Consider the following 18,146-nt stretch of genomic DNA (forward strand, 5'->3'; position numbering starts at 1 on the left):
TGTGCTCACGGGTTTGTGGCATCGGGCCATCGGCCGCGGAAACCACCAGAATCGCGCCGTCCATCTGGGCCGCGCCGGTGATCATGTTCTTCACGTAGTCGGCGTGACCCGGGCAGTCAACGTGCGCATAGTGGCGCTTGTCTGACTCGTACTCAACGTGTGAGGTGTTGATCGTGATACCGCGCGCTTTTTCTTCCGGCGCTTTGTCGATCTGGTCATAGCCCAGTGACGCGCCACCGTGCGCTTCTGCCATCACTTTCGTGATCGCAGCGGTCAAGGTGGTCTTGCCGTGGTCTACGTGACCAATCGTGCCCACGTTAACGTGCGGTTTGTTCCGTTCAAATTTCTCTTTTGACATGATATTAGCCTCTATAAGTATTAATCAGTAATTACGCGGACTTGCCTTTGATCACCGCGTCAGCAACGTTTTTAGGTGCTTCGGCATAACGAGCAAACTCCATGGAGTACGTCGCGCGGCCCTGGGTTGCTGAACGCAAATCGGTGGCATAGCCGAACATCTCGGACAACGGCACTTCTGCCTTGATCTGTTTGCCGCCGCCAACGGTATCTTCCATACCCTGAATCATGCCGCGACGACGATTCAAGTCACCGATAACATCACCCATGTAATCTTCCGGCGTCTCGACTTCGACTTTCATCATCGGCTCGAGCAGCACAGGGTTCGCTTTAACAGCACCTTCTTTGAAGGCCATGCTACCTGCGATTTTGAACGCCATTTCGTTGGAGTCGACTTCGTGGTACGAACCATCGAACAGTGTGACCTTGACGTCAACAACCGGGTAACCCGCGATCACGCCATTTTTGATCTGCTCCTGAATACCCTTGTCGACAGCAGGAATGTATTCGCGAGGAACAACACCACCGACGATGCCGTTGACGAACTCGTATCCGCCGCCGACTTCCAATGGCTCGATCCGAATCTTGACATGACCGTACTGACCGCGACCGCCAGACTGGCGAACGAACTTACCTTCCTGCTCGACCGTACCGCGAATGGTTTCCCGATACGCGACCTGTGGCTTGCCGATATTGGCTTCAACCTTGAACTCGCGACGCATACGGTCAACAAGAATCTCAAGGTGGAGTTCACCCATACCCGCAATAATTGTCTGGCCTGATTCTTCATCGGTAAAGACACGGAACGATGGGTCTTCCTGAGCCAGGCGACCCAGTGCCATACCCATCTTCTCCTGGTCACCCTTGGTCTTCGGCTCGACAGCAACAGAGATAACCGGCTCAGGGAAGATCATACGCTCGAGGATAATCGGCTTCGCCGGATCACAGAGTGTGTCGCCCGTGATCACGTTCTTGAGGCCTACTGCCGCCGCGATATCGCCCGCACGAACTTCTTTGATCTCTTCACGAGAGTTCGCGTGCATCTGGAGGATACGACCCAGACGTTCCTTGCTGTCCTTGGTGGAGTTCAGTACGCCATCACCAGCATTCACCACGCCCGAATAAACACGGAAGAACGTCAATGAACCGACAAAGGGATCCGACATGATCTTGAACGCGAGCGCGGAGAACGGCTCGTCATCACCCGTTTTGCGCACGGAGGCCGTACCGTCCGGCAACTCACCCTTGATGGGCGGAACCTGGGTCGGTGAAGGGAGGTAATCAATAACCGCATCCAGCATCTTCTGGACACCCTTGTTCTTGAACGCCGTACCGCACAGTGCCGGAATGATTTCGTTGTTGAGGGTGCGCTGACGCAGACCCGAAACAATTTCTTCATCGGACAGATCGCCGGTTTCGAGGTACTTCTCCATCACCTCTTCATTGGCCTCGGCTGCCGCTTCCATCATCTGGCTTCTATAGGTCTTTGCCTTTTCCAGTAACTCGGCCGGAATTTCCTTCTCTTCATAGGTCAGACCCATGTCTTCGGTATTCCAGTAAATGGCCTTCATGCGCAGAAGATCAATAACGCCTTCGAAACCATCTTCGGCACCGATGGGCAGCACGACAGGCACAGGATTCGCTCCGAGACGTTTTTTGAGCTGATCCATGACACGATAGAAATCAGCACCGGAGCGGTCCATCTTGTTCACGAACGCAAGGCGCGGAACGCTGTACTTGTTGGCCTGGCGCCATACGGTTTCAGACTGTGGCTGAACCCCACCCACTGCGCAAAGCACGAAAACAGCGCCATCGAGCACACGCAGTGAGCGCTCTACTTCGATGGTGAAGTCAACGTGGCCGGGTGTATCGATAATGTTGAACCGATGCGGTTCGAACTGCTTATCCATACCACCCCAGAACGCGGTTGTAGCCGCAGAAGTGATGGTGATACCACGCTCCTGCTCCTGCTCCATCCAGTCCATGGTGGCGGCGCCATCATGGACTTCACCGATTTTGTGAGAAACACCGGTATAGAACAGAATGCGTTCAGTGGTCGTTGTTTTGCCGGCATCAATATGCGCCATGATACCGAAGTTACGGTAGCGCTCGAGCGGGGTGGTTCTGGCCACAGGGTTTACCTCTTAAATTACCAGCGGAAATGTGCAAAAGCTTTGTTAGCCTCTGCCATTCGGTGTGTATCTTCACGTTTCTTGACTGCGGAGCCACGGCTTTCGGCCGCGTCCATCAACTCGCCGGCCAACTTGGCAGCCATGGTCTTTTCGCCACGCTTACGCGCAGCGTCGATCAACCAGCGCATGGCCAACGAGGAACGACGCACGGCACGAACCTCGACAGGCACCTGGTAGTTTGCACCACCAACCCGGCGAGACTTAACTTCAACCGCAGGTGCCACGTTTTCCAGCGCACGCTCAACGAGTTCGACCGGGTGACCCTTGCCTTTTTCTTCAGCGATTGTCATGGCGCCGTACAAAATTGATTCGGCGACAGACTTCTTCCCGCTCAACATGATCATGTTGATGAACTTAGCGACAGTGACATTGCCGTATTTCGGGTCTGGCAAAATCTCGCGCTTCGGTACTTCTCTTCTTCTAGGCATTACTTAATCCAACCGTTACAAATTTAATCTTATTTCGCTTTGGGACGCTTCGCGCCATATTTAGAGCGACCTTGGCGACGCTTATCGACACCCTGGGTATCCAGGCTACCGCGCACAACGTGGTAACGAACACCAGGCAAATCCTTCACACGACCACCCCGAATCAGGACCACGGAGTGTTCCTGCAGGTTGTGGCCTTCGCCACCGATATAGCCGGTGACTTCAAAGCCCGAAGTCAGACGAACACGAGCCACTTTACGCAGCGCTGAGTTCGGCTTCTTGGGGGTTGTTGTATACACACGCGTACATACACCACGACGCTGCGGGCAGCCTTCGAGTGCAGGTACTTTAGTCTTTTCGACCAGTCGCTTGCGCGGCTTGCGCACGAGCTGATTTACAGTAGCCATGGTTATGTCTTCTCCGACCAAAAACTAGCACGACGGGCCCAAGACCCGTCGCAAAGGGCAGTGATTCTAAGCAGTGCACCGCAATCTGTCAATCCAATAGATGACTATTGGCAGAACTTGTTACGATACGTTTTCCCCTTCATCGACACGCGCGTCCGTAGATTCGCTATCCATGAACAAGGCGTTGGCCGAATCCATCGTCAAATGACGGCGGCGACGGCGCTCTTGGTGATGAGCCAAGCCAGTCCCTGCGGGGATTAGACGCCCCACAATGACATTTTCCTTCAGGCCGCGCAGTTCGTCTCTCGCACCTCGGGTAGAGGAATCGGTCAGTACCCTTGTTGTCTCCTGGAACGAGGCCGCCGAAATGAACGACTCGGTGACCAGTGACGCCTTGGTAATACCCAGCAGCATCGGATCGTACTTCGCTGCGAACTTGCCGGCCTGCTCGAGGATACGGTTTTCTTCGAGCAAACGCGCCTTGTCCACCTGATCACCACGCAGGTAGCCGGAATCACCTGTTTCGGTGATTTCAACCTTACGCAGCATCTGGCGAACAATCACCTCGATGTGCTTGTCGTTGATGATCACGCCCTGCAGACGGTAAACGTCCTGAATTTCCTTGATGATGTAGGCAGCCAGATCCGGTATGCCGCGCAGACGCAGAATATCGTGTGGCGTCAATTCGCCATCGGCAATGACCTCACCCCGAGCGACGTGCTCACCTTCGAATACGTTGATGACGCGGTATTTCGGAATCAGCTCTTCATGCGCCTCACCATGCTCGTCGGTGATGACCAGGCGCTGCTTGCCTTTGGTTTCCTTGCCGAAGCTGATCGTACCGGTGTACTCCGCCAGAATGGCGGGTTCTTTCGGTTTACGGGCTTCGAACAAGTCGGCAACACGGGGCAGACCACCGGTGATGTCACGTGTCTTCGACGATTCCTGAGGAATACGCGCGATGATGTCACCCACCTGAACCATGGCACCATCTTCAATACCGATAATCGCGCCAGCCGGCAGAACGTAGATCGCCGGGATCTCCGTGCCCGCAAGGCAGACCGGCTCGCCGGACGCATCGACCAGCGAAATGGCCGGGCGCAATTCCTTGGCCGTACCGCTTCGGTGTTTCGGATCGATAACCACCTGGGCAGACAGGCCCGTGATTTCATCGGTATCGGATTTGACCGATTGGCCATCAACGAAGTCAGTGAAGCGAGCCTGGCCCTGCATTTCGCTGACGACAGGATGCGTGTGTGGATCCCAGGTAGCCAAAGTGGTGCCACCGGCAACCTTTTCGCCTTCCTTGACCCGGATGACCGCGCCGTACGGCACTTTGTAGCGTTCGCGTTCGCGACCCTGGTCATCGATCATGCCCAATTCACCCGAACGGGTGACCGCCACCAAGTCGTTATCCCGGTTCTTGACTGTTTTGAGATTGTGCAGACGAACGACACCGGCTGCCTTGTTCTGCACCGAACTGGCCGACGCCGAACGTGATGCGGCGCCACCGATGTGGAAGGTCCGCATGGTCAACTGGGTACCGGGTTCGCCGATCGACTGCGCAGCAATAACACCGACGGCCTCGCCGATGTTCACGAGGTTGCCACGCGCAAGATCACGGCCGTAGCACTTCTGGCAAATGCCATGACGCGCTTCACAGGCAATCGGCGAGCGCACCCAAACCTCGTCCACACCCGCCTCTTCGAGTCGGGCGACCAGCAATTCGTTGATGACAGTGCCTGACGGAACGAGCACGTCATCGGAACCGGGCATCAACACATCTTGCGATGTAGTGCGACCGAGGATTCGCGCCCCCAGGCCCTGAACCACATCACCGCCTTCGATGACTGCGGTGACTTTAAGACCCGGTGATTGTGTGCCGCAATCATCCATGGTGATCACGATGTCTTGCGCCACATCGACCAGACGACGCGTCAGGTAACCCGAGTTCGCTGTCTTCAATGCGGTATCGGCGAGGCCTTTACGCGCACCGTGCGTTGAAATGAAGTACTGGAGTACGTTCAAGCCTTCGCGGAAGTTCGCCGTAATGGGGGTTTCGATGATCGAGCCATCGGGCTTACTCATCAAGCCACGCATACCCGCCAACTGGCGAATCTGGGCAGCGGAACCCCGCGCACCGGAGTCGGCCATCATGAAGATCGCATTGAACGAGCTTTGCTTGACAGTATTGCCTTCACGATCGACAACTGTTTCGGTACCCAACTGTTCCATCATCGCGCGGGAGATTTGATCGTTCGCACGTGACCAGATATCCACAACCTTGTTGTAACGCTCTTTTTCCGTCACCAGACCTTGTGCGTACTGCTTCTGGATTTCACCCACCTCGGCTTCTGCCTTTGCCAACTCGGCCGGCTTGGAAGGGGGAACCAGCATGTCATCCGAACAGATCGAGATACCGGAACGGGTCGCATAGCGGAAACCGGTGTACATCAACTGATCCGCGAACAAAACAGTGTCCTTCAGACCCAACTGACGGTAGACATAATTCAATAAGGCAGAAATGGCTTTCTTGCCCATATCCTTGTTGATCTGTTCAAACGGCACGCCTTCAGGCAGCGCCTTGTACAGCAGTGCACGACCCACAGTAGTTTCAACGATATGGCGCACCGGCTTCGCCGTACCATCGTCATAACGTACCCAGTCGTTCAGGCGCACCTTGATCTGTGCACCCAGTTCAGCCTGATGGTTGTCATAGGCACGCTGGACTTCATCCAGGTCGGCAAACACCATGCCTTCGCCGCGACCATTCACCTTGGCGCGCGTCATGTAATAGATACCCAGAACGATATCCTGCGAGGGCACAATCACCGGGTCACCGTTCGCCGGCGACAGCACGTTGTTCGTCGACATCATCAGGGCACGGGCTTCGGCCTGCGCTTCGAGGGACAGTGGGACGTGAACGGCCATCTGGTCACCGTCGAAGTCGGCGTTGTAGGCCGAGCAGACGAGCGGGTGCAACTGAATCGCCTTGCCTTCGATCAGGATCGGTTCGAATGCCTGAATACCCAGACGGTGCAGGGTGGGCGCGCGGTTCAGCAGCACCGGATGCTCGCGGATGACTTCTTCAAGTACGTCCCAGACTTCCGGGCCTTCGCGCTCAACCAGTTTCTTGGCCGCCTTGATGGTGGTCGCCAGGCCACGACGGTGCAACTTACCGAAGATAAACGGCTTGAAGAGTTCCAGCGCCATTTTCTTGGGCAGACCGCACTGATGCAGACGCAGGGTCGGGCCCACCACGATGACCGAACGGCCGGAGTAGTCGACGCGTTTACCCAAGAGGTTCTGACGAAAGCGGCCCTGTTTACCCTTGATCATATCGGCCAGGGATTTGAGCGGACGCTTGTTGGTACCGGTGACGGCACGACCACGACGGCCGTTATCCAGCAGAGAGTCCACCGATTCCTGCAACATGCGCTTTTCGTTTCGCAGGATGATGTCCGGCGCATTGATTTCAATCAGACGCTTGAGACGGTTGTTGCGGTTGATGACGCGACGATAAAGATCGTTCAGGTCAGACGTCGCAAACCGGCCGCCATCCAACGGCACCAGCGGGCGCAAATCGGGCGGCAACACCGGCAACTGGGTCAGCACCATCCACTCAGGACGGTTGCCGGATTCCTTGAAGGCTTCGATCAGCTTCAGACGCTTGGACAGACGCTTGATCTTGGTCTCGGAACCGGTGCTGGCCAGCTCGTCACGCAAGGTCACAATCTGTTGATCCAGATCGATGTCCTTGAGCAGTTTCTGGATGGCTTCTGCACCCATGTCCGCTTCGAATTCGTCACCGAACTGTTCGAGCGCGTCGATGTACATTTCATCGGTCAGCAGATCGCCCTTGTTCAGGGTGGTCATGCCGGGATCGGTGATCACGAATGCTTCAAAATACAGCACGCGCTCGATGTCGCGCAGGGTCATGTCCAGCAGCAAGCCGATGCGCGAAGGCAACGATTTGAGATACCAGATATGCGCCACCGGACAAGCCAGTTCGATATGGCCCATGCGCTCACGACGCACTTTGGAGAGGGTAACTTCCACACCGCACTTTTCGCAGACCACACCGCGGTGCTTCAGACGCTTGTACTTGCCGCACAGGCATTCGTAATCACGTACCGGGCCAAAGATCTTGGCACAGAACAGACCGTCGCGTTCCGGCTTGAACGTACGATAGTTGATGGTCTCCGGCTTTTTGACTTCGCCGTAAGACCATGAGCGGATCATCTCCGGTGAAGCCAAAGAGATTCGAATACCATCGAAATCATCATCGGTCACTTCACGACTCATCAGGTTGAGTAATTCTTTCATTGCGTTCTACCTGCCTTAAATTCAGACACTGGGGCTATTGGGAAGAAGGGCTTGCCGGGTGCTGACCCGGCGTGTGATTTATTCTTTGCCCTGCTCCAGCTCGACGTTGATCGCGAGCGAACGAATCTCCTTGAGGAGCACGTTGAAGGATTCCGGCATACCGGCATCCATCTTGAGGTCTCCGTCAACGATGTTCTTGTACATCTTGTTACGACCGTTCACATCATCAGACTTGACGGTGAGCATTTCCTGGAGTGTGTACGCTGCACCATAAGCTTCCAGCGCCCAGACCTCCATCTCCCCGAAGCGCTGACCGCCGAACTGCGCTTTACCACCCAACGGCTGCTGGGTAACGAGCGAGTACGGACCAGTCGAGCGGGCATGCATCTTGTCGTCAACCAGGTGGTTGAGTTTGAGCATGTACATGTAGCCCACGGTCGTGGTGCGCTCGAACGGTTCGCCTGACCGACCGTCGTAGAGCTGCACCTGACCCGAGGTCGGCAAACCGGCCAGTTCCAGCATGTACTTGATTTCGTCCTCGACTGCACCATCGAATACCGGCGTTGCCATCGGCACGCCTTTTCTGAGGTTGCGCGCCAGTTCGATCAACTCGTCGTCATTCAGTGCATCGAGATCGACCGGCTTGTCGGAATTGTGGTTGTACACCTTGTCCAGGAAAGCACGCAGCTCGATCAATGCCTTGGCGCGTTCGAGCTTGAGCATCTCTTCGATCTTGATGCCCAGCCCGCGCGCCGCGAAGCCCAGATGGGTTTCCAGAATCTGACCGATGTTCATCCGCGACGGCACACCCAACGGGTTGAGGCAGATATCGACCGGCTGGCCATTTTCCATGTACGGCATGTCTTCTTCAGGCACGATCATCGAGACCACACCCTTGTTACCGTGACGGCCAGCGAGCTTGTCACCCGGCTGAATGCGCCGCTTGACGGCCACGTAGACCTTGACCATCTTCAGCACGCCCGGTGCGAGATCATCGCCCTGCTGGATTTTTTTCTTCTTGTCTTCGAAGCGCTTGTCGATATCGACCTGAGCCTGCGCCAACTGGGCAATGTATTCTTCCATCGCCTGTGCCGCTTCTTCGCCTTCCACACGAATTTCCAGCCACTTGCTCGGCTCGATTTTCTCAAGCTGGGCCGCGGTGATCTTGCTGCCGGCCTTGACGCCCGGGCCACCCACAGCGATCTGATTGACCAGAACGGATTTCACACGGGCGAGAATATCGCCTTCGATGATCCGCATACGGTCTTTCAGATCCTTGCGCACGGCTTCGAGATCTTCTTCTTCAATCGCGCGCGCACGGCTGTCTTTTTCGATACCGTCACGTGTGAACACGCGCACATCGATAACCGTACCTTCCATTCCCGGCGGGACGCGCAGGGAGGTATCTTTCACATCGGAGGCTTTCTCTCCGAAAATGGCTCGCAGAAGTTTTTCTTCCGGCGTGAGCTGAGTCTCACCCTTAGGCGTAACCTTGCCCACCAGAATGTCGCCGGGGCTGACTTCCGCACCCACGTGCACCACACCGGCCGCATCCAGCTTGTTCAACAGGCTTTCGGCCACGTTCGGAATATCGGCGGTGATCTCTTCGGCACCCAACTTGGTGTCACGCGCGATACAGTTCAGCTCTTCCACATGGATGGTGGTCAGGCGATCTTCACGCACCACGCGCTCGGACAACAGGATCGAATCCTCGAAGTTGTACCCGTTCCACGGCATGAACGCACACAGGATGTTCTGCCCCAGTGCCAGTTCACCCATGTCCACCGACGGGCCATCAGCCAGCACATCGCCCTTGGCAATCACGTCGCCGGCCTTGACCAACGGCGTCTGATTGATGCAGGTGTTCTGGTTCGAACGGGTATATTTGGTGAGGTTGTAGATGTCTACACCCACGTCGCCCTGGCTCGCTTCATCAGCATTGACCCGAACCACAACACGGGCGGCATCGACGCGATCGACCACGCCACCACGCCGTGCGACGACGCACGAGCCGGAATCGGTAGCGACCACGCGCTCCATACCCGTACCCACCAACGGCTTATCGGCACGCAGGGTAGGCACAGCCTGACGCTGCATGTTCGAACCCATCAAGGCGCGGTTCGCATCATCGTGTTCGAGGAACGGAATAATGGAAGCGGCGATGGATACGATCTGCTTCGGTGATACGTCCATGTACTGAATTTCTTCAGGGCTGGCGAGCATGAACTCGCCGGCACGGCGAACGGAGATCAGATTGCCTTGCAGAACGCCATTGTCGTCCAGCGGCGCGTTGGCCTGAGCGATGGTGAACTTTTCTTCTTCATAAGCCGACAACCAATCGACTTCCTTGCTGACCACGCCGTCTTTAACCTTGCGATAAGGCGTTTCGAGGAAGCCATAACTATTGGTTCGCGCATAGGTTGCCAGCGAGTTGATCAGGCCGATGTTCGGGCCTTCCGGTGTCTCGATAGGGCACACGCGACCATAGTGCGTGGTATGCACGTCACGCACTTCGAAGCCGGCGCGCTCACGAGTCAGACCACCCGGACCCAGGGCAGAAATACGACGTTTGTGCGTAATTTCCGACAGCGGGTTGTTCTGATCCATGAACTGGGATAATTGGCTGGAACCGAAGAACTCCTTGATCGCAGCAGCCACGGGCTTGGCATTGATCAAATCCTGCGGTGTCAGACCTTCTGACTCGGCCTGCGTGAGACGTTCTTTGACCGCGCGCTCAACACGAACCAGACCAATGCGGAAAACGTTTTCCGCCATTTCGCCGACCGAACGGATGCGGCGATTACCCAGGTGATCGATGTCATCTGTCTTGCCGTTGCCGTTACGGATATCAATCAGTTCTTTCATGACATCGAGGATGTCTGAAACGTCGCCCTGCTCGTTCAGCAACTGTTTGGCCGTCTCGTCGCCCTGTGCTGCGCGCGTAGCAAAATACTTGTGATCGTACAGCACACCAGGACCGACATCGCCTTCGCGCTCGATGCGGCGATTGAACTTCATCCGGCCCACCTCGGAAAGATCATAACGATCTTCCGTGAAGAACAGGCCATGGAACAATGCTTCGGCAGAATCCTTCGTCGGCGGTTCGCCCGGACGCATCATCTTGTAGATTTCGACCATCGCTTCCAATGGCGTGGTCGAAGGGTCGGCGCGCAACGTCAGCGACATGAACGGGCCACGATCAACATCATTGAAATAGAGGGTCTTGAACTCTGTAATTCCAGCCTTGGCAAATTTCGCCACCAACTCGGTGGTCAGCTCTTCATTGCCGCGCGCAAGCACTTCGCCTGTCGATTTGTCGATCACATCCGCTGCAAGCACACGACCAACGACGAAATCCACAGGCACCGGCAGACTGGTTACCTTGGCGTTAATCAATTCGCGTACGTGGCGTGCCGTGATGCGCTTGCCTGTCTTGATCAGGTTTTCGCCATTGATATCGATATCGAATGCCGCATCGGTACCTTTCAGACGGTCGGCGACGAGCGCCAGAGCCAGACCACCATCTGGATCGACATGGAACTCATCATGCTCGAAGAAAATATCGAGCATGTCTTGGTTGGTGTAACCCAACGCACGCAGGATGATCGAGGCGGGAATCTTCCGGCGACGGTCGATACGCGCATACAGAATATCCTTCTGGTCAAACTCAAAATCCAACCACGAACCGCGGTACGGAATGATCCGTGCAGAAAAGAGGATTTTCTTGGAGCTTGAGGTTTTACCCTTGTCGTGATCGAAGAACACGCCGGGAGAACGGTGCAACTGAGACACGATAACCCGTTCGGTACCGTTGATCACAAACGTGCCGCTCTCGGTCATCAACGGGATTTCACCCAGATAGACGTCCTGCTCACGGATATCCTTGACCACCTTGGAGCCCGCAGGTGCATCACGATCATAAATGACCAGACGCATCTTGACGCGCAAAGGCGCCCCATAGCTCAGACCACGAATCTGGCATTCGCGAACATCGAAAGCCGGCTCGCCAAAATAGTAATCCACATACGCAATTTCAGCATTGCCTGAGTGGCTGCGGATCGGGAAAACAGAATTTAACGCAGCATGCAGCCCGGCATTCGCCCGCCCCTTGGCAGGAACGCCACTCTGCAAGAATGACTTATATGACTCAACCTGAGTCGCCAGTAAATAGGGTACCGGCAGGATATCGGCGCGGTGGCCAAATTCCTTGCGGATTCGCTTTTTTTCAATAAATGAATAGCTCATCTGTCTTCCTCGTCGGAATAAACGGATTGCGCGACATCCTGGGATGCAACGCGGGGGGATTACCAGGTCTTGGACCTATGGATTTTCTGAAGACACTCTTAAGGTGAAAACATCTTCAGAAAAACCAGCGAACAAAGGCCGGCAGCCAATGGCCACCAGCCCGTTACTTCATGCTAGCCGCAGAAGATCAATTACTTAACCTCTACCTCAGCACCTGCTTCAGTCAGTTTCGCTTTCATCGCTTCAGCGTCTGCAGCGCTTACGCCTTCTTTGATGGTCGCAGGGGCGCCTTCAACCATGTCTTTGGCTTCTTTCAGGCCCAGACCGGTCAATTCACGCACCGCTTTAATTACGGCCACTTTGTTGGCGCCGAAAGATTTCAGCACAACGTCAAATTCGGTTTTTTCTTCAACAGCGGCAGCAGGGCCCGCAGCAGCAGGACCGGCTACTGCAACAGCTGCAGCAGCTGAAACGCCGAATTTTTCTTCCATTGCGGAAATCAGATCAACGACTTCCATTACGGACATGTTGGAGATCGCTTCGAGAATATCGTCTTTAGAAATTGCCATGTTAATAATCCTGATTAAGTTAAAAGAGATTTAAGCTGCTTGCTTTTGATCGCGAACGGCGGCCACGGTACGAACCAACTTGCCCGGAACCTCGTTGAGGGTACGTGCGAGTTTGCCGATGGGCGCCTTCATGACGGCGAGAAGTTGCGACAACGCTTCTTCACGGGTCGGCAGGCTGGCTACGCGATCGACATCGGCCACAGAGAGAAGCTGTCCACCCAAGGCGACTACCTTGATTTCAAGCTTGGCAAACTCTTTGGCATAATCTTTCATCAGCCGGGCGGCCGAACCTGGATCTTCCATTGAGAAGGCCAACACCAAAGGCCCTGTCAGAGCCTCGGACATGCAAGAAAACGGTGTATTCGCCATCGCGCGACGAGCCAGTGTGTTTTTGATCACACGCAGATAGACACCACTTTGACGTGCTTTTACACGCATTTGGGTCATCTGGGAGACCGTCAAACCACTGTACTCGGCACCGACCGCGGACAGCGCCTTGCCGGCAACCTCTGTCACTTCAGCAACAATCAACTGCTTCTGATCAATGGTTAAAGCCACGTGTTTTACCTACGGTTGCTTGGGGAAATCCCCAGTTACCTATCGCGACATCCCAAACGGAATATCGCACCACGATACGGCCAGCCAGACATAAAATCAGGACTGGAACCGTCTGCGTCGGCTGGTGGTTTAAGTCAATTCGTGATTGACGCCGACGGTCTTTGACGCCGCTGCAGAAAAACTGCAACAGTCCAAAGTTCTTGCCCCCTCGCTATAACTAAAGGGGGCTGCAAGTTAAACGGCCAGTGATGCCAGATCCACCAACAGGCCTGGGCCCATGGTGCTGGAGACACTGACGCGCTTCATGTAAACACCTTTTGACGCGGCAGGCTTGGCCTTGTTCAGGTCAGCCAGGAGTGCATTCAGGTTTTCAGTCAACGCCTCCGGCGTGAAATTCACTTTGCCGATGGTGCAGTGAATGATGCCGCCTTTTTCCGTGCGGTAACGTACCTGGCCGGCTTTGGCGTTCTTAACCGCCGCCGCTGCATCTACCGCAACCGTGCCGACCTTTGGATTAGGCATCAGGCCGCGAGGACCCAAAATCTGCCCCAACTGACCCACGACGCGCATGGCATCAGGCGTGGCGATGACGACGTCAAAGTCCATACGACCCTGCTTGATTTCAGCTGCCAGATCTTCAAAACCAACGATATCCGCGCCAGCAGCCTTGGCTGCTTCAGCATTCGCACCTTGTGCAAACACAGCAACACGCACGGACTTACCGGTACCATTCGGGAGTACGGTCGCTCCACGGACCATCTGATCCGAACGGCGCGGGTCAACGCCAAGGTGAACAGCAACATCCACAGCCTCGACAAACTTGACGGTCGATACTTCTTTCAACAGATTGAATGCGTCCACTGCCGCATAGGGCTGATTCGCTTTGACTTTGGCCGCAATGGCTTTTTGACGTTTGGTTAACTTAGCCATTACACACCCTCCACGTTCAGGCCCATGCTCCGGGCGCTACCTGCGATGGTTCGAACCATCGCTTCCATATCTTTAGCGGTCAGATCAGGTTGCTTGATCTTCGCGATATCTTCGATCTGCTGACGCGTCAACGTACCGACCTTGGTCTTGTTCGGAACCGCACTACCTGACTTGATGCCTGCCGTTTTCTTCAAGAGGAAGCTCACCGGCGGCGTCTTCATGATGAAGGTGAATGATTTATCGGCGTAAACCGTAATCACCACGGGAATAGGAGAGCCCTGCTCAAGGGTTTGCGTCGCCGCATTGAATTCTTTACAGAACGCCATGATGTTGACGCCTTTTTGACCCAACGCCGGACCAATCGGCGGCGATGGATTAGCTTGACCGGCCTTGACCTGAAGCTTGATATAACCTGTGACTTTCTTAGCCATAACTACCTCTCATCGGGTGCAAACGTTGCTGAACAAGTCAGACAACTCCCCAGTTAACAAAACAGAGCCGCCCTTTAGGTCTTGGCGACCTGATCGAAACCGAGCTCGACCGGGGTCGAGCGGCCGAAAATACTCACCGCAACATGCAGGCGTGACTTTTCGTAATTCACTTCTTCCACAACGCCGGTGAAGTCATTGAACGGACCATCACAGACCCGAACCATTTCACCCACGTCAAACAATGTCTTCGGCTTCGGCTTGTCCGTGGAGTCCTTGACCCGCGCCATGATCGCCTCAGCTTCTTTGCTGCTGATCGGCGTCGGCTTACCACCCGAATCACCCACGAAGCCAAGCACCCGCGGCACTGAGTTAACCAGGTGCCAAGCCTCATCGGTCATATCGATCTGAACAAGAACATAGCCGGGATAGAACTTACGCTCCGAACGACGCTTGACGCCATCGCGCATCTCAACAACTTCTTCTGATGGAACCAGAATTTCGCCGAACAATGACTGCAGGCCTTCACGCTCAATGCGCTCTTCCAAGGCCTTCTTTACGCTGTTTTCAAACTGTGAAAACGCTTGTACGACATACCAACGCATCGCCATCCGTCTTATACCTCAGCCCGCAATAGCGCGAACAATCCAAGCCAGGAGCGAATCCACGCCCCACAAAAACAGACTGATCACAACAATCAGCAAAACCACAACCAGGGTGGTCTGGGTCGTTTCCTGACGAGTCGGCCAAACCATCTTGCGCACTTCCACGCGAGAATCAAAGGCAAACCGCCAAATACTCTTGCCCACCGCCGTTGCGTACACCACAGCACCCGCAAGCAGCACAGGAACCAGCAGCGATGCGACACGAACAAAGAGCGGCTCCTTGGACAACCAATAGAATGCCGCCACCCCGCCGATAAGCAGCACGATGGCAAGGCCGATTTTGGCTGATTCCAGACCTGACGAACTGGCGGACTCCACTGCTTTTTCCGACATGACTGCAACTCACATAATTCGATCGGTCGACCGTTTAACGACAACCGCTTATCCGCGGGAATACAAACAGGATCCAGCGGTAAAAATGGCAGGCCAGGAGGGAATCGAACCCCCAACCTACGGTTTTGGAGACCGTCGCTCTACCAATTGAGCTACTGACCTTTTTAACTTTGTCTTTTTTCAGGGATGAAAAAAGAGCGCGAAGTCTACACGACTTCGCGCCTATTGACAACCGGCCGAGTTAATTACTCGATGATTTTAGAGACAACACCGGCACCGACTGTGCGGCCGCCTTCACGAATCGCAAAACGCAGGCCGTCTTCCATCGCAATCGGTGCAATCAGGCTGACGGTCATGGCGACGTTGTCGCCCGGCATGACCATTTCGGTGCCTTCGGGCAATGCGCATGAACCGGTGACGTCCGTGGTGCGGAAGTAGAACTGGGGACGGTAGCCGTTGAAGAATGGGGTATGACGACCACCTTCTTCTTTGCCCAGAATGTACACTTCGGCTTCGAACTTGGTGTGCGGCTTGATTGAACCCGGCTTGCACAGTACTTGACCACGCTCGACGTCGTCACGCTTGGTGCCGCGCAGAAGCACACCGACGTTGTCGCCAGCCATACCCTGATCGAGCAGTTTGCGGAACATTTCTACACCGGTAACGGTGGTCTTGGTGGTATCGCGAATACCGACGATTTCAACTTCTTCGCCGACTTTGATCACGCCACGCTCGATACGACCGGTGACGACGGTACCGCGTCCGGAGATGGAGAATACGTCTTCCACTGGCATCAGGAAGGTGCCGTCGATGGCGCGCTCCGGTTCCGGGAAGTAGTCGTCCATCGCTTGAACGAGTTTAACCACAGAAGGTACGCCGATGTCGCTGGTGTCGCCTTCGAGGGCTTTGAGCGCTGATCCGGTTACGATCGGGGTGTCGTCGCCCGGGAATTCGTACTGGGTCAGGAGGTCACGGACTTCCATTTCAACCAGTTCGAGCAACTCGGGGTCGTCAACCATGTCGGCTTTGTTCAGGAATACGACGATGTAGGGCACGCCAACCTGACGGGAGAGCAGGATGTGCTCACGGGTTTGTGGCATCGGGCCATCGGCCGCGGAAACCACCAGAATCGCGCCGTCCATCTGGGCCGCGCCGGTGATCATGTTCTTCACGTAGTCGGCGTGACCCGGGCAGTCAACGTGCGCGTAGTGACGCTTGTCTGACTCGTACTCAACGTGTGAGGTGTTGATGGTGATGCCGCGCGCTTTCTCTTCCGGCGCTTTGTCGATCTGGTCATAGCCCAGTGACGCACCACCGTGCAAACCCGCCATCACTTTCGTGATCGCAGCGGTCAAGGTGGTCTTGCCGTGGTCGACGTGACCAATCGTGCCCACGTTAACGTGCGGTTTGTTCCGTTCAAATTTCTCTTTTGACATGACTCTCTCCACTCACACCCGTTAAGTAAACCTACGATGCGCTCGGCAACCTGCTTCCCGGCATCACGTTTTTGGAGCTCATGAGCGGAGTCGAACCGCTGACCTCGTCCTTACCAAGGACGTGCTCTACCGACTGAGCTACATGAGCAAATTTCTCTAAATCATTCGGATTTGGAGCGAGTGATGGGAATCGAACCCACGCCATCAGCTTGGAAGGCTGAGGTTCTACCATTGAACTACACTCGCAAACCTTTTTGCCGCGCCATGACTCAAACCTTACAGTGACGGCACGACGAATTTGGTGGTGGGGGAAGGATTCGAACCTTCGAAGGCTGAGCCGTCAGATTTACAGTCTGATCCCGTTGACCGCTTGGGTACCCCACCGAGAACGCGCAATTCTTCACGAAGCCACACAACAAGTCAATCTCATCAACCTGGCAATGCACTACACGAATCACTTAAACTCCGAGCGCTGAGCTTAATCTGGTGCCGCTTGTCGGATTCGAACTGACGACCTACCGCTTACAAGGCGGTTGCTCTACCAACTGAGCTAAAGCGGCAATGGGCGCGCATTCTAATCGCAGTGACGACGGTTTTGCAATTCTTTTTGTCGCCCCTTTTTCGCAATCGACCTTAACTTCGTTGCCGTGCAAGAATTTTCACCCCTTCCAGCACGAGGTTCTCAACCACCTGTGCCGCCGGATCAAGCCATGCTTTATGGGCGATGGCATCGCCCCCCCCGATGACCACAGCCAGTGGCAACGGTGCTGCGTGTGCCCTCATGGCATTCAGCGACTGACTGAGCGCACTGACCAGCATCCATTGACGCCCCAACTGCAGCGCGTCTGCCGTATTGGTCGCCAGCCACCCCGTCTGCGCACCGCCTTTCGATGACTCGCTTTCCCAGCTATCACTCAGATTTGGCGCCAATTGATTCAGCCCCGCCTTCATGGCGGCCAACGAAGGCATGATGAGTCCGCCCTCGTGCTGCCCGGTCGGCGCCATGTAGTCGATCGTGATCGCCGTTCCCGCATTGATGACAACCACGGCCTGATCGGGACAACGGTGCCGGGCCGCGACCAGCGCACAGAATCGGTCCACCCCGAATTGGGAGACCTCCGGATAGGCCAGCTTGACGCCACAACATCGGGCACGACTTTTGAGCCATTGCACGGGCACATCGGCGTAATTCGCGACCAGTGTTTCTGCCAGCCATTGCCGCAGCGATTCCGAGGCGACTGATGCAATAACGAACTTTGAAATAGGGCCCTT

Annotated in this window: 14 protein-coding genes and 5 tRNA genes; all 19 read right to left on the minus strand. The window is 55.4% G+C overall.

Annotated features, from left to right (window positions below; genetic code table 11):
• The coding region (locus PHD44_RS10025; RefSeq protein ID WP_300191139.1) for a GTP-binding protein at positions 1-358 on the minus strand (358 nt) is incomplete at its 3' end.
• 31 nt (positions 359-389) lie between these two features.
• A complete protein-coding gene (gene fusA, locus PHD44_RS10030; protein ID WP_300191142.1) occupies positions 390-2,489 on the minus strand; it encodes an elongation factor G in 2,100 nt (699 codons plus the stop codon).
• A 17-nt stretch (positions 2,490-2,506) separates the two neighbouring features.
• Entirely contained in the window at positions 2,507-2,977 is a 471-nt protein-coding gene (rpsG, locus tag PHD44_RS10035; protein ID WP_290681021.1) for a 30S ribosomal protein S7, read from the minus strand.
• Between the two features lie 29 nt (positions 2,978-3,006).
• Entirely contained in the window at positions 3,007-3,384 is a 378-nt protein-coding gene (gene rpsL, locus PHD44_RS10040) for a 30S ribosomal protein S12 (protein ID WP_012823217.1), read from the minus strand.
• Positions 3,385-3,504: 120 nt separating this feature from the next.
• Entirely contained in the window at positions 3,505-7,710 is a 4,206-nt protein-coding gene (gene rpoC, locus PHD44_RS10045) for a DNA-directed RNA polymerase subunit beta' (protein ID WP_300191147.1), read from the minus strand.
• Between the two features lie 78 nt (positions 7,711-7,788).
• A complete protein-coding gene (gene rpoB, locus PHD44_RS10050; protein WP_300191149.1) occupies positions 7,789-11,955 on the minus strand; it encodes a DNA-directed RNA polymerase subunit beta in 4,167 nt (1,388 codons plus the stop codon).
• A gap of 191 nt (positions 11,956-12,146) precedes the next feature.
• A complete protein-coding gene (gene rplL / locus PHD44_RS10055) occupies positions 12,147-12,524 on the minus strand; it encodes a 50S ribosomal protein L7/L12 (RefSeq protein WP_300191152.1) in 378 nt (125 codons plus the stop codon).
• A 30-nt stretch (positions 12,525-12,554) separates the two neighbouring features.
• Positions 12,555-13,082 (minus strand): 50S ribosomal protein L10, encoded by a 528-nt coding sequence (rplJ, locus tag PHD44_RS10060; protein WP_300191155.1) that lies wholly within the window; start codon positions 13,080-13,082, stop codon positions 12,555-12,557.
• A 234-nt stretch (positions 13,083-13,316) separates the two neighbouring features.
• A complete protein-coding gene (gene rplA / locus PHD44_RS10065) occupies positions 13,317-14,012 on the minus strand; it encodes a 50S ribosomal protein L1 (protein WP_300191158.1) in 696 nt (231 codons plus the stop codon).
• On the minus strand, positions 14,012-14,443 hold the full coding sequence (gene rplK / locus PHD44_RS10070) for a 50S ribosomal protein L11 (protein ID WP_300191161.1): 432 nt from the start codon (positions 14,441-14,443) through the stop codon (positions 14,012-14,014). The genes rplA and rplK overlap by 1 nt, the downstream gene beginning before the upstream one ends.
• A 74-nt stretch (positions 14,444-14,517) precedes the next feature.
• Positions 14,518-15,051 carry a transcription termination/antitermination protein NusG gene (nusG, locus tag PHD44_RS10075; RefSeq protein ID WP_290680990.1) on the minus strand — a complete coding sequence of 178 codons (534 nt, stop codon included), beginning with the start codon at positions 15,049-15,051 and terminating at the stop codon, positions 14,518-14,520.
• A 12-nt stretch (positions 15,052-15,063) separates the two neighbouring features.
• Entirely contained in the window at positions 15,064-15,438 is a 375-nt protein-coding gene (secE, locus tag PHD44_RS10080) for a preprotein translocase subunit SecE (protein ID WP_300191166.1), read from the minus strand.
• A gap of 86 nt (positions 15,439-15,524) precedes the next feature.
• Positions 15,525-15,600: transfer RNA gene (locus tag PHD44_RS10085), tRNA-Trp, on the minus strand.
• Positions 15,601-15,683: 83 nt separating this feature from the next.
• On the minus strand, positions 15,684-16,874 hold the full coding sequence (tuf, locus tag PHD44_RS10090) for an elongation factor Tu (protein WP_300191168.1): 1,191 nt from the start codon (positions 16,872-16,874) through the stop codon (positions 15,684-15,686).
• Positions 16,875-16,946: 72 nt separating this feature from the next.
• Positions 16,947-17,022, minus strand: a tRNA-Thr gene (locus PHD44_RS10095).
• 24 nt (positions 17,023-17,046) lie between these two features.
• A tRNA-Gly gene (locus PHD44_RS10100) sits at positions 17,047-17,120 on the minus strand.
• Positions 17,121-17,173: 53 nt separating this feature from the next.
• Positions 17,174-17,258: transfer RNA gene (locus tag PHD44_RS10105), tRNA-Tyr, on the minus strand.
• Between the two features lie 100 nt (positions 17,259-17,358).
• A tRNA-Thr gene (locus tag PHD44_RS10110) sits at positions 17,359-17,434 on the minus strand.
• A gap of 73 nt (positions 17,435-17,507) precedes the next feature.
• On the minus strand, positions 17,508-18,146 hold a 639-nt coding region (locus tag PHD44_RS10115), incomplete at its 5' end, for a type III pantothenate kinase (protein WP_300191170.1).

It is taken from the genome of Halothiobacillus sp. (assembly GCF_028710545.1).
Lineage (GTDB): Bacteria > Pseudomonadota > Gammaproteobacteria > Halothiobacillales > Halothiobacillaceae > Halothiobacillus.